This is a genomic window from Paenibacillus sp. SZ31 (assembly GCF_012912005.1).
GTDB lineage: Bacteria > Bacillota > Bacilli > Paenibacillales > Paenibacillaceae > Paenibacillus.
Genome location: NZ_JABBEA010000002.1, coordinates 155,036 through 167,830 on the forward strand (window position 1 = coordinate 155,036; position 12,795 = coordinate 167,830).

The 12,795-nt window shown below is 42.3% G+C and carries 11 protein-coding genes; 5 read left to right on the forward strand and 6 right to left on the reverse strand.

What is annotated here, in order from left to right:
* Positions 1-79: 79 nt before the first annotated feature.
* The gene (locus tag HF638_RS05370) at positions 80-2,305 is read right to left on the reverse strand and encodes a stalk domain-containing protein (RefSeq protein WP_169479264.1); all 2,226 of its coding nucleotides are present in this window, start codon (positions 2,303-2,305) and stop codon (positions 80-82) included.
* A gap of 381 nt (positions 2,306-2,686) precedes the next feature.
* On the opposite strand from HF638_RS05370, the gene HF638_RS05375 reads away from it, so the two are divergent.
* Positions 2,687-3,562: an arginase family protein gene (locus HF638_RS05375; protein ID WP_169479265.1), complete on the forward strand. Its 876-nt coding sequence runs from the start codon at positions 2,687-2,689 to the stop codon at positions 3,560-3,562.
* A gap of 54 nt (positions 3,563-3,616) precedes the next feature.
* Here HF638_RS05375 and HF638_RS05380 read toward each other — a convergent pair whose 3' ends face one another.
* The gene (locus HF638_RS05380) at positions 3,617-4,456 is read right to left on the reverse strand and encodes a MerR family transcriptional regulator (protein ID WP_169479266.1); all 840 of its coding nucleotides are present in this window, start codon (positions 4,454-4,456) and stop codon (positions 3,617-3,619) included.
* A gap of 141 nt (positions 4,457-4,597) precedes the next feature.
* Between HF638_RS05380 and HF638_RS05385 the strand changes: the two genes are divergently transcribed.
* From HF638_RS05385 to ascB, 3 genes are all read left to right on the forward strand, one after another.
* Entirely contained in the window at positions 4,598-4,945 is a 348-nt protein-coding gene (locus tag HF638_RS05385; protein WP_169479267.1) for an EthD domain-containing protein, read from the forward strand.
* A gap of 27 nt (positions 4,946-4,972) precedes the next feature.
* On the forward strand, positions 4,973-6,853 hold the full coding sequence (locus HF638_RS05390; RefSeq protein WP_169479268.1) for a beta-glucoside-specific PTS transporter subunit IIABC: 1,881 nt from the start codon (positions 4,973-4,975) through the stop codon (positions 6,851-6,853).
* Positions 6,854-6,922: 69 nt separating this feature from the next.
* Positions 6,923-8,323: a 6-phospho-beta-glucosidase gene (gene ascB, locus HF638_RS05395; protein WP_169479269.1), complete on the forward strand. Its 1,401-nt coding sequence runs from the start codon at positions 6,923-6,925 to the stop codon at positions 8,321-8,323.
* A 165-nt stretch (positions 8,324-8,488) separates the two neighbouring features.
* Here ascB and HF638_RS05400 read toward each other — a convergent pair whose 3' ends face one another.
* Positions 8,489-8,968, reverse strand: a complete 480-nt coding sequence (locus HF638_RS05400; protein ID WP_169479270.1) for a GyrI-like domain-containing protein — start codon at positions 8,966-8,968, stop codon at positions 8,489-8,491.
* A gap of 105 nt (positions 8,969-9,073) precedes the next feature.
* Between HF638_RS05400 and HF638_RS05405 the strand changes: the two genes are divergently transcribed.
* Positions 9,074-10,036 carry a helix-turn-helix transcriptional regulator gene (locus HF638_RS05405; RefSeq protein ID WP_169479271.1) on the forward strand — a complete coding sequence of 321 codons (963 nt, stop codon included), beginning with the start codon at positions 9,074-9,076 and terminating at the stop codon, positions 10,034-10,036.
* An 84-nt stretch (positions 10,037-10,120) separates the two neighbouring features.
* Here the strand turns inward: HF638_RS05405 and HF638_RS05410 are convergent, their stop codons facing one another.
* From HF638_RS05410 to HF638_RS05420, 3 genes are all read right to left on the reverse strand, one after another.
* On the reverse strand, positions 10,121-11,350 hold the full coding sequence (locus tag HF638_RS05410; protein ID WP_169479272.1) for a multidrug effflux MFS transporter: 1,230 nt from the start codon (positions 11,348-11,350) through the stop codon (positions 10,121-10,123).
* Positions 11,351-11,519: 169 nt separating this feature from the next.
* Positions 11,520-12,152, reverse strand: a complete 633-nt coding sequence (locus tag HF638_RS05415; protein WP_169479273.1) for a nitroreductase family protein — start codon at positions 12,150-12,152, stop codon at positions 11,520-11,522.
* A 41-nt stretch (positions 12,153-12,193) separates the two neighbouring features.
* The gene (locus tag HF638_RS05420; RefSeq protein WP_169479274.1) at positions 12,194-12,787 is read right to left on the reverse strand and encodes a TetR/AcrR family transcriptional regulator; all 594 of its coding nucleotides are present in this window, start codon (positions 12,785-12,787) and stop codon (positions 12,194-12,196) included.
* Positions 12,788-12,795 lie beyond the last annotated feature (8 nt).

Genomic DNA, 12,795 nt, shown 5'->3' on the forward strand with positions numbered 1-12,795 from the left:
TTTCTTCCAACGCAAAAAAAGGCAACCGAATCATTCCTGTTCGGTTGCCTTTGATTTAGATATAAAACCTTATATACCTTTACTTCTCCGATGGGAGTGGTGTAAAGAGCAGATTGACCGGCAGGTTACTTCCTGGGGCGGCAGAGAAAAGAATCGTTACACTCTCTCCAAATGATCCTGTGCGGTAAAGAACGCTTTGTTCACTTGAATTGGTAACTGCAACGTTGCCTTCGGCAATCGCTACCAACTGATTGTTCACCAGAGCTACTCCGGAGTACTTCCCTCCACGAGGGTTAAATGAGATTAGCGTACGCGGAGCGACATTGGTCAGCGTGATTTTGTACAATACACCGAAATTGCCCGCATTGGATGCGTCTGTGTAAGCCATAGGATCTGTTCCAACCAGATTGGGATCGCTTGAATTATCGCCAAGTGGCAGACGCGCTGGTTTGGTTCCCACTTGCTGATCGTACGTTATGACGCGAGTCGCATTCGGGTACGTTCCTCGGTTGTGCACTCCGTCACGATCAAGCACAGGTAGTAATGGTAGAGCCTCGAACGGATCTTTATTTTCCTCGACCAGGATAACGTTATAGTCCAGGGAATAATCACTATAAGCGTCCGAATAGAGGGAGATCACTTGTCCTTCTTTCATCGGCGTTTTATTAAGTTCGGTCAAGATCAGTTTGCTTTCTCCAGGTTGAAGGTATTCTTTCTTTTGATCAGCTCCGGTCTGGATCGACTTGAACCATTTATCAATAGACAATTTCCCAGCCACGGTAGCATACGGTGTAGGTCCTGCAAAGCCCATATTTTGTTGTTCGAATACGGCTGGATTAGGATTGTTATTGGTTGCAATCACATACATTTTTACTCTTTTGCCTGTATTATTTACATGGTGAATCATGAAACGGGTCTGCCCCAAAGATGATTCTTTATATACGATACCTTCCGTATTCACGGTTTCCGGACTGTTGCTGCGGATCAGCAAACTTGGCTCATCCATGTACGTATAAGGCACTTTTTCCATCGTTGTCACTTCGCCGCCGTTAAAGGTAAATTTCTGTCCTACCGGCGTGAAGAGTAAATTGAAATCGGTGAATGAATATAAGGTCTCATTCGTTATGGTGATGACTTTGGAGTATGTGTTCGTAGCGCCGTGATTGTCAGTAACCGTAAGTGTCACCGTTTTTGGACCCGGTTCAAAGAAAGCAAGTGAATTGTTCTCCCATACGGCTTTAACAATATTATCTTCATCATCTGTGCTTTGGTCTGTGTATGTTATTTTTTCGCCCATTTTGTATTCTTCTTTATCCGTGGCGAACATGGCTACAGGAGGAAGATTAGGAGTCAAAACTTCAATCGTAATGGAATAGGGATCGCTCCATTGACCAATGGAATCCTGGACCTCATATGAAATTGTATATGTACCTGCTTGATCAAATGATTCCTGACGACCAGTCCAGCGTTCATCAACGATATCCAGCGCATTTGGAGAACTGGAAGAAGTCACATAGTCCACTTTATCGCCCGCAAAGATTTCTTTTTGGGAAATGGTAAAGCTTGCAACAGGTTTCGTATTTAGATTCAGTACAACCGTCTTAGCTGGCTGATTGACTTTATAAGTGATGTTCAGAGCTTGAGTAATGGAAGTTAAAGGCACCATGAACGTATTTTTTTGCTGATACGCAGGGCCTTTCATCGTTCTGGTCTCTCCATTTACAGTATAGTCCTTACTGTTGGTTGTGAATCGGAGTTCATCGTCACCACTAATAATGATAGTTTCCTTGGTTTGGTTATCGTATTTAACCCCGTATCCCACGCGGTCAACCAGCGCACGGATTGCAACATAGGATACACCGTTTCTTACAGCCATTGGTTGGCCAGCAAGATACGTTTTTCCATCCTGTTCCATTTTGTTGCTATTCATGTACAACGTCAGATTTCCGCCTGAGCCTACTGGAGACTTCCCATCAACGGATGGTTGCTCTACTTGAGCAGGCGTAGCTGGCGTTTCAACCTCCTCCGTGCTTCCTTCCTGGGTTGTAGAATCCGCGGGTTTCTCTACCTCAGGTTTCGTTTCATCAGAGGTCGGAGTATCGATCGGTGCGTTAGTGCTCTCCGTCTTCACTTCACGCTCTGCAATCGGTTGCACTTCCTTTATCACCTCAACCGATTCTACGTTGGCCGTGTTTACGGACGCTGCGTCACTTTGCGGCGCTGACTGCGCACTCACGGAACCGACTGCAAATGCTTGGAAAACGGCTAAAGCGGTAAAAATGGACAATTTCTTCTTCATATTCATGCTTTGTCTTTGGCTCCTTCTGCTCTCTAGTAATTTGTATCCCCTCAAAAAGTCATAATATTAGACGCTAGATTTAGGAAAAAGTTTCTAATTTGATTGTGAATTATGGATGTATTGCAGCTATTAAATGGTTTTCACTTATTAATAGATTAATGTTTATACAATTTTCTTAAAAAATAGACCGTTGCCTACGTACGTAACACGCGTAAGAGAAAAGAATCGTTACGCTCTCACCAGATGACCCTTTGTGGCACAATACCATCTGTTCACAAGAAGCTACTCCTGAGTACTTACCTCCAAGAGGGTAAAATACTAGTCTTGACTCTCTTCTTTGTATAGAGTTTATGCTTAGTATATTCTTGATTGGAAGGAATGATATAAATGAGTGAAAAGAACGATAAACGAACGCTACGTCTGATTATGCCGCAGTGGCAAGGAGGTAACAATCCTGCTTATCACTTCGGCGCACAATTACTTGCATGGCTCGCTCCAGTGACCCAACAAGAGACAGTTGAAGTTCCCATTATGGTTACGGAATCGCTTGACCAAGTGAAAGAAGATGGCATTATCGCCAAGCAACAGCTGCTCGCCCAGACAAAACATGCCTCTGAAATTATCCATGAGCGTCAACCGGATCGTCTTGTAGTACTTGGTGGAGATTGCAGTGTCGAACTTGCTCCTTTTGCATATCTGGCCGAAAAATACGAGAATGACTTTGCCATTTTGTGGATCGATGCACACCCCGACATTACAACACCGGATGTATTTCCGCATTATCATGCGATGGTGTTGGCAACATTGCTGGGTGAGGGGGATCTGGATTTTGCAGCGTTGGTTCCGAGTAAGGTAAATCCCAATCGCATTGTTTTTGCGGGTATCAACGATGAGAGTGAAAAAGATCGATCTGTTTATCAAAAATTCGGTTTTCCGAATGTCCCTGCTGCGGAATTCGGTACCTCTAGCCATTCGGTACTGTCATTACTGAAGAAAATGGGTGTTTCCCGAGTAGCCATTCATTTTGACCTGGACGTTCTGGATATTCACCAACTTCGCTCTACTTACTTTGCTCAGCCTGGAGAATATGAGAAACACATGGACACAATGCCGAAAGGTGCTTCCATAGAATCCGTAACACGTCTGATCCAAGAGGTTTCTTCTGAATTTGATGTTGTTGGACTTGGAATTACAGAGCATTTGCCTTGGGATTCAATTGCGCTTTCTTCTATGTTGAATAAGTTACCATTGCTGAACGACTAGTTAATTGAGCATAAAGAAAGGAACTGGATTTCATCAGTTCCTTTCTTTATGCTCTTATTGATCTATTCGGATTTGCAATTCGGAAATAAAGTCCTCGTCTTTGGCAACAGCATAATTATTTGGAAGTGACACCTCGTACACATCGTTTAGCATCGGTAATCCCATTTCCATATAAGCCTCCTTTAGTTTGGAGAAGTAACCATAGTATGCCTCAATAGACCACTTGAAGGTAATGCATAGATATCTCCCTTCTGGGATGGATGTCAAGGCAACATCAGTGTGCATGGAAGAAATGGCCTCTTTGTGTACATTAGTGTACAAAGCGCTATATTGGATATCTGCAGTTTGTTTATAATCTTGAAGCGGATAGATGCAGCCATACAAATTATCAATAATCATCCCTTCGACTTCCAGGATATTGGCGAGATTACGGAATAACATATCCGGGTTATCGAGAGGGGTGACCTGGTTGGTTAATTGCAATTTCAATACCTTTCGCTCTGCTATCCTCCGCTGGTAAGGAACTCCCTTTGTCTGTCTCCCCAGTAAAAGTTGTTCTTTTAATTGACCTTTACGTTGATTCAAAATGCGATGAGAATCCTGGAGTTGCATGATCTTTTCCTCCACAATACTCCCCTGTTTGTCCAAAAACAGATAAATCTCTTCAGGTGCCAATTCGATGACCTGCTTAATTTGGTCAAGCGGCGTACCAATAAACTTCAAATACTTGATGATATCCAGATAAAAAATTTGTCTTACACTATAGTAACGATAGTTGTTATCTTTATTTACATATTCAGGCTTGAATATATCTAACTTATCGTAATGACGAAGTGTCTGAATGGTGACGTTGTTTAATTTAGCCATTTCTCCAATGGATAAGTATGTATTCATAGGGTCACTCCCGTGTAATGTTTCATATCACATAGCGCTTACATTCGACAAATTACTCTTGACTGTATTGTAACAATAGACTTTATTATACCATCATGAACAACTGAATTGTAGTTCACAATCAATAAAGGGGGGATTCATATGCATTCCATTGTTTTCATATTTAAGCGACACGCTGAACTCACACTGGAGGAATTTTATCATCACTATGAGCATGTACATGGTCCGATTGCTCGACAACTGCCGGGGCTAGTTGAATATCGACAGCATCCTGTAAGAGAAGCTGGATCAGGTGATGGAGATTATGCGGATAAACTTCAGGGTTATGATGCCATTTCCACCTACACATTTGAAAGCGCCGAAGCAGCGGCAGTAGCCTGGACTTCCGAGACAGGAAAAATTCTGGATGACGATACTTTGAGAATGTTGGATGTATCGACGATGATAACGATGCCTGTAACGATCAGAACGGTGTTTACTCAATCGTAAGAATAGATTTCAGAGGAGCGGAACCTTATGGCAAATGAGAGCAGCAGTAAGAAATATGACAAAGTAGCATCGAATATTGTTCGCTTGGTCGGTGGTGAGTCTAATATTGAAAGTCTGGTACACTGTGCGACACGTTTGAGATTCGTTCTAAACGATACAAGCAAAGCGGATAAGCCTTCATTGGAGCAAGTAAAAGAAGTTTTAACAGTTGTAGAGAGTGGTGGGCAATATCAAGTTGTAATTGGAAATCAGGTCCCCGAAGTTTACAGCGCTATTATGGAGCAACTTAATGTGAATTCTCCCCAAGAAAAGCAGTCTAATACGAAAAAGAGAAGCATTACTTCGCGAATCTTCGAAATCATTTCAGGCAGCTTTTCTCCCCTTCTTCCAGCTTTGGCCGGCTCAGGTATGATTAAAGCATTATTGAGTATCTTGATCACACTTAGTTGGATTACTGCGGAGTCACACACGTACCTGATCCTTGCTGCTGCAAGTAATGCGGTGTTTTATTTCCTCCCCATTCTACTAGGGATTACGTTAGCTACCAAACTTGGCTCTAATCCATACCTAGGCGGGGTCATCGGTGCTGCATTAATGGAACCTAATTTTACAGGTATCCTAACTTCCGGTGTGGAACGAACAACATTCCTCGGCATACCAGTCATCGTTGCTGACTATGCATCTACCGTGTTCCCCGTCTTTATTGCAGTTTCAATCTTTACGGTATTGGAAAGACATCTGAAAAGAATTATTCCGAAAAGTGTTCAGTTATTCCTCGTTCCCATGTTGTCACTTATTATTGTTGTACCATTAACAGTTATTGCATTTGGTCCATTTGGTGTTTACGTAAGCCAGGGCATCGCCAGTGGTATAGCGTTTCTGGTGGAAAACAGTGGTATTGTTGCCGGTCTAGTTATTGGAGGACTTGTTCCGTTTCTCGTCGTTCTGGGCGTACACTGGGGGTTGGTACCCATTATTTTGTTGAACCTGAGCGAGCTTGGAGCAGATCCTATCATCGGCATGTGGTTGGCAGCGACATTCGCACAAACGGGTATCGCATTAGGTGTTTTCCTGAAAACTAAGGATTCCTCGCTGAAAGCAGCGGCAGGTTCCTCAACTATGACTGCATTACTCGCAGGAGTTACAGAACCGATTCTATATGGTATCGTTCTCCGTTATAAAAGGTTAATTCCGCTAATGATTTTGGCGGGTGCCACCGGTGGGGTCCTCCTTGCTGTATTTAAAGTCAATGCGACCTCCTTTGTTCTCCAGAGTGTTTTTTCCTTCGGTGCTTTTACTCCAATCGGGTACGCTATTTTTGGCGCATTCGTGTCCTTGATCGTGGCAACGGTGCTTGTACTGATTTTTGGAATTGGAGAAAATACCGCCACAAATGCGTCCCACAAGAGAAATACAACCGAGGAGATTCAGGACTCCACCAGTTCAAGTGTAACCCAAGAAATGATTAGTACCCCAATTAACGGAACAATTAAAGCTCTAAAAGACGTGAATGATGCTGCGTTCTCAATAGAGGCTATGGGTAAAGGCATTGCAATCGTACCGACTGAAGGTAAGGTTTTCGCTCCTTTTAATGGTAAAATCGTCACCACATTCCCGTCTAAGCACGCGATTGGACTGTTGTCACATAATGGTGCCGAGTTGCTTATACACGTTGGCCTGAACACGGTCAAATTAAAAGGAGAGCATTTCATTCTTCACATTAAGGAAGGTGATGAGATCTCAACGGGTCAGTTGCTGATGGAGTTCGACATAGTTGAAATACAGAAAGCTGGATTTGATCTGACAACTCCCGTCGTTGTTACTAATACCGAGATCTATAAGTCAGTTTTGCCAACAGAGGATATCCAAACCAGCCATCCGAATCCAGTCATTACGCTTGTACCTTAGTCAGTCGCTATTCATTTAAAACAGCAGAGCATCACTTATAAGTGATACTCCATAGAAAGGAAGATTTTTGTGAAAAAATTCCCTAAAAACTTTTTGTGGGGCGGCGCGGTAGCCGCCAATCAAGTCGAAGGTGCTTACATGGAAGGAGGCAAAGGCCTGTCTGTTGCAGACGTATTGCCAAACGGGATTTGGGGGCCGATTATCTCTCCTCCTCAAGGCGAGTATTTGAAACATCAAGCGGTGGATTTTTATCATCATTTCCAATCCGATTTGGCTCTTTTTGCAGAGATGGGATTCAGTTGTTTACGTGTTTCCATCGCTTGGACTAGAATATTCCCCCGCGGTGATGAAGAGATACCGAATGAAGCTGGTCTTGCCTTTTATGACAAAATGTTTGATGAAATGATTAAACTGAATATCGTCCCCCTTGTTACCATTTCCCACTATGAAATGCCTATGCATCTCGTTGACACATATGGTGGATGGACCAATCGCAAAACAATAGACTTCTATGAACGCTTTGCTAGAGTAGTATTTGAACGTTATCAAGATAAAGTTGCTCACTGGATTACATTTAATGAGATCAACATTGCCCTCCATGCCCCGTTCATCTCTGTCGGCATTCGTCATGATCAGGGAGAGATATCTCCACAGGTTCTGTATCAGGCAATTCACCATCAGTTTGTAGCGAGTGCGATGGCGGTTAAAATCGGTCACGAGATCAACCCGGAATCCAAAATTGGATGTATGATCGCAGGAGTGGCCCTGTATCCGTTAACTCCTCATCCGTCCGATGTGCTTAAGACCCTTGAACAGGAACGTGAAACGCTATTCTTTGCTGATGTTCAAGCTAGAGGATGCTATCCTGGTTATATCAAACGATATTTCAAGGAAAATGACATCCAGATTCATATGGAACCAGGTGATGAGGAAATGCTCCGCCATACAGTTGATTTCATTTCTTTCAGCTATTATATGAGCGGCTGCGCCACGGCGAACGAAGAATTAAATATTCAGGCTAAGGGAAATATTTTAAGTACAGTCAAGAATCCATACCTGTCGAGCTCGGAATGGGGCTGGCAGATCGACCCGGAAGGTCTGCGTTATACGCTTAACACATACTATGACCGTTATCAAAAACCACTTTTCATCGTAGAGAACGGTTTGGGAGCGAATGACGTTATTAATGAACATGGAGAGATTGAGGACGATTATCGTATTGACTATCTTAATGCTCATCTTTGTCAAGTCAGGGAAGCCATGGAGGACGGGGTTGAAGTCATGGGTTATACCAGCTGGGGCCCTATTGACCTGGTTAGTCAATCCAGTGGTGAGATTAGAAAGAGATATGGATTTATTTATGTTGACCGTCACGATGATCTAAGTGGAAGCTTTAAACGTATTAAAAAGAAAAGTTTTCATTGGTATAAACAAGTCATCGAATCTAAAGGTATTAATTTGATCGTATAACCTGTTCAAGGTTAAAAAAGGAACGCAGTTCTTTATCCCCAGTTTGGGATAACAACTGCGTTCCCTACTAAAAAAACAATAGCCCCGTTCCATTTGCTTGTGTTCAAATACTCATTCTTTATTTAATAACGCCAATACGACCGACTTTCCGCGTTCTCCTTCTCATCAATTCCTTACAACAGGAATCCACATTTCACCATATACTAAGCCGTTTCTCTCTCCCATCTCAACCGTTGTGTTTGGACCACCAACATAGGCATAATCCTTTTCCACCGGTAGGGCTTGACCAAAGGCAATGCCAGTAAGCATATTACTGAGCGCATCAGCCGTTTCAGCTTCGCCCTTCACAACCAGGTATTCTCCCTTAGGAAATTGGATCACTCTCGTTGCTTCTGGCAGAGTTTCTTCTGTCATGACGCCAGCATAATGCATCATCTTGTTATTCACTGCTTCGTTTACGGCAAAAATGTAGTCGTTTGTTGCAAGAGACTTTAATTTGTCCAGGCTTCCATCCTCTTTCACTGTGGACCAAAAATCCGCCTTCTCCTTGCTGATGCCAGCATAGTCTGTATAGTCGCTCTTAAGATCCGTTCCAATACCTAACACGATAAAGCTCTCTTTTTCTTCAAAATGATAATTACTCATGGTTTACACCGTCCTCTTTAATTTATCAATTGATTTGTCTTTTCACTTGATGGGTTTATAATAACCTTAAATCATGTCAAAAGTTGATACTGTTTAGGGGGCCCCATGAAAAAAGTTGAACGCATTAATATCATCACGCGATATATCAATAACCGTGCCCACTTTACCATTTCTGAAATCATGCGAGAATTTAGCATTTCTCGTTCAACGGCTATTCGAGATATCAGAGAAATTGAAGCCATGGGAATGCCACTTGTCGCTGAAGTAGGAAGGGATGGCGGTTATTTTGTCATGAACAACTCCCTCCTGCCCACGGTCCGCTTTACCGATAATGAAATCAAAGCGTTATTTATTGCCTTTATGGCAACAAGAAATCAACAACTTCCTTATCTGAAGAGTCGTCAATCTTTAGCTGAAAAATTATTGGGTCTCATCTCCGAGAATCAACAAGATGATCTGGTGCATTTGAATCAAATATTGCTTTTTGAAGGGACCAATCCCCATAATCCAGACTTGCTTGACCTGTCAGACCTGCCCCACCCTACTTTGGAAAAACTCATCCAAATTCTTCTTACAGAGAGTTATTTGTTAGTTACAGTCCAAGAAGAGAAGGAAACAAAGTCGTATCCCATTGTTCTCTTGCACCTTCATCATCAAAAAGGCCATTGGATCATTGAAGGTTTTGACTTAGAGGAGGAAAAGAGACGAATCGTATCTGTCGACAACCTCATTCATGTAGAAGTATACCCGACGAAAAAAAGGTTAAGCCCTAAGAAGATTATAGAGCAACTAAGTACACAGGAAGAAGTTATCAATCTTGTTCTGGAACTTGGTCCAAAGGCGATTGCCCAATTCAAAAAATACCATCCTATAAAGCTTTCAATTGCCTATACGAATCCGTACCAAACTACAGCCCTCCTAAAGGCATATATGAATGTTCATAACTTAGAAGAATTAACCGAAATGACCAATTGGTTGCTGTTTCTAGGTGAAGATATCAAGGTCAAGGAGATCCCGGAAGAAGTCCTGAATGCTGTAAAAGAGAGATTAAACTTATTCTGCCCTTAAACCAAAAAAAGCCGCTATGTTAGCGACTTGTAATGGGGCCATATTCATGTCTCACGCCAATGCTTGGCGAGCTGTTCCTTCTATTTAAAAGTCAGCATTAGATTGGGCATGATTAGGTGTATGCTGCGTGACGTTTTTAACGAGTATGAAATAAGTAACAATCGCAATGATACTGGTCATTAATAAAGTGAGTCCTAATGGGACGGCGGTGTCCTCACCTGCGATACCGACCAGAGGAGCAACCAGTGCACCCAGAAGAAAAGGAACGACTCCGAGCAGTGCTGCTGCACTTCCGGCCATCTTAGCTTGACTCTCCATGGCAAGTGGGAATGCCGCTGTAGACGTAATCCCGATCGAGCAGACGAAGAAGAACAATGGAATGACCAAAGCGAAAAGTGGACCATGAACCAAAGTTACCACCAAAGCAGCAACACTTGCTATTATAGCAAGCCATAGACCAGATAATAGCAGGGTCTGCTCAGGGATACGTTTGGCCAATCGCCCCACGATTTGAGATCCGATGATCAAACTGATTCCGTTCGAAGCAAACAATATAGCAAATACAGTGGGTGTAACGCCATATATATTTTGGTAAATAAAAGGTGTTCCGGCTACATAAGCAAAGACCCCTGCCGTCATAATTCCCTGTGCCAGCATGTAGCCTACAAACTTACGGTCACGCAGAAGCATTCTGTAATTCCCCAATTGTTGTTTGAAGTCTGGAACCATACGTTTTTCTACGGGGTGTGTTTCTTTTAAGCTCCACTTTGTCATGATTAATAAGAAAATCCCCAGGAATGAAAGGCAGATAAACACGCCAATCCATGTCGTGAATGAAAGAACCCCACTTCCCGCGATGGGTGCTGCCAGAGGCCCCAAATTCCCTACAAGCAAAAGCAAAGAGAAAAATTTAGTGAGTTCATGTCCACTGTACAGATCTCTAGCTATCGCACGGGAAATGACAATTCCAGCTGAAGCCGCAAATCCTTGCGTGAAACGAAACAAAATCAATAGTCCGATATTCGGAGCAAAAGCACATGCCAAGGAACAAATAATATAGGCTGCCATGCAGATTAACAAGGGTCTACGTCTACCGTACGCGTCACTCAAAGGACCCATTACGAGTTGTCCTACACCGAGTCCTAATAAACAGGCAGTAAGACTAAATTGTACAAGTGATGCCGTTGTATTCATATTTTGTGCAATCTCCGGAAAAGCCGGTAAATACATATCAATCGTAAATGGACCTAATGTAGAAAATAAACCAAGGAGTATTGCCAGTCCAAAAACACTCCAATTTGTACTCTTCGTCATGTTAAATAAATCTCCAATTCTTTATATAATTTTCAAGGCTATTCGAAGTATAAGACATAGAGTTGACTGTAGGTCAAGTCTTGAGACTATTAAAATAAAAAAAGCCGCTAAAATAGCGACTTTCATTGGTACTATAGTTCGAGGCATTTTTTTCGTAGTAGTAATCCCGTTATTTCCACTCTGTAATTTGGCTGATCGGAAGACGAACAGGCGGGCGCGCATCTGAAGCTGCCTTGCCGATTGAAATGAGCAGTATTGGAACATATCGCTCTGGATCTAATCCCAATACTGCTGCAATCTTCTCTTTGTTAAAGCCTGACATTGGATTTGTCGCATAACCATGAGCATGTGCCGTAAGCATAAACTGCATAGAGACAAGTCCGCCATCCAGTAACACAGACTCTCTTTTCTTATCCATCGAAAATTGATTATACATGGGTACAACCATAGCAAGCATCTTATCTTTAATTTCCTGCGTTATATAGCCAAGATCAGCGGTTTCCTTGTAAATTTCTTCTGCACTGTCAACAAAATTCAGATCACCAAAGACGGCGATAACTGCTGACGAAGTATTAATTTGTGAAAAGTTGAAAGGCGCAATTTCGAGCAGGTCTTCCTTACCTTTGTCACTGTCAATAACGACAAATCGCCAAGGCTGCAAATTGAATGCTGACGGAGCCAAAGCAGCATCTTCGAGCATTTCAGTGATTTCTTCCCGACTAATTTTATAATTCGGATCGTATTTCTTTATCGTACGACGGCCATGTAAAACCTCACTAAAATCTTTTGTTGTTGAATTCATTCTCGTATTCCTTCTTCCTATAGTCTGTTGAACGATGCAATTCATTGCTTATTAACAGCAAGTAGCTGATCAATGATCCCGTTCAAAGCATTTTTTCTCTCCAGATAATCTTGTTCATTCCAGGTAAACACACCACGATCAAGCCAAAATGCAGCACCTACCAAAAGAAACTCCGCTTTAAGCTCAGGTTGTTGAGCAAGAAATTCTCCCTCTTCTGCCCCCTGCTGAACGATTTTTTTGATGTAAGGAATCAATGCATTAATTTCGATCACAATCCATTTTTGATGCAAGGTACTGTTACTTTCCTTATGAAGATATTCAAATACATCTTCATCCTGTTCGTTAGGGGTTGCATCCATAAAAATACGAATGAGTTTTTCTCTCGCGTTGTGATCGCGATTTTCAACTAAATGATGTATGGCTTCCAAACGAGATGATAATGTTCGTTCACAAGCAGCATGAAGTACATCTTCTTTAGATTGAAAATAATTGTAGAAAGTCCCTTGTGAAACACCAACTTTTCTTACGATTTCACTGACGGATGTATTTTCGTAGCCCTTCGAGTTGAATAATTCCATAGCCACAGTCAGTATTTCATTTTTTCGTTCCTGGGGATTCTTGCTTACTCGTGTCATTGTCAGAT

What these genes read in the sequence shown, in the direction of transcription:
- HF638_RS05390 (WP_169479268.1), top strand. Translation starts at nt 4,973, where the DNA reads ATGGCAAATGAGAGCAGCAGTAAGAAATATGACAAAGTAGCATCGAAT.
- HF638_RS05375 (WP_169479265.1), top strand. Translation starts at nt 2,687, where the DNA reads ATGAGTGAAAAGAACGATAAACGAACGCTACGTCTGATTATGCCGCAG.
- HF638_RS05400 (WP_169479270.1), bottom strand. Translation starts at nt 8,968, where the DNA reads ATGAGTAATTATCATTTTGAAGAAAAAGAGAGCTTTATCGTGTTAGGT.
- HF638_RS05405 (WP_169479271.1), top strand. Translation starts at nt 9,074, where the DNA reads ATGAAAAAAGTTGAACGCATTAATATCATCACGCGATATATCAATAAC.
- HF638_RS05370 (WP_169479264.1), bottom strand. Translation starts at nt 2,305, where the DNA reads ATGAATATGAAGAAGAAATTGTCCATTTTTACCGCTTTAGCCGTTTTC.
- HF638_RS05410 (WP_169479272.1), bottom strand. Translation starts at nt 11,350, where the DNA reads ATGACGAAGAGTACAAATTGGAGTGTTTTTGGACTGGCAATACTCCTT.
- HF638_RS05420 (WP_169479274.1), bottom strand. Translation starts at nt 12,787, where the DNA reads ATGACACGAGTAAGCAAGAATCCCCAGGAACGAAAAAATGAAATACTG.
- HF638_RS05385 (WP_169479267.1), top strand. Translation starts at nt 4,598, where the DNA reads ATGCATTCCATTGTTTTCATATTTAAGCGACACGCTGAACTCACACTG.
- HF638_RS05415 (WP_169479273.1), bottom strand. Translation starts at nt 12,152, where the DNA reads ATGAATTCAACAACAAAAGATTTTAGTGAGGTTTTACATGGCCGTCGT.
- HF638_RS05380 (WP_169479266.1), bottom strand. Translation starts at nt 4,456, where the DNA reads ATGAATACATACTTATCCATTGGAGAAATGGCTAAATTAAACAACGTC.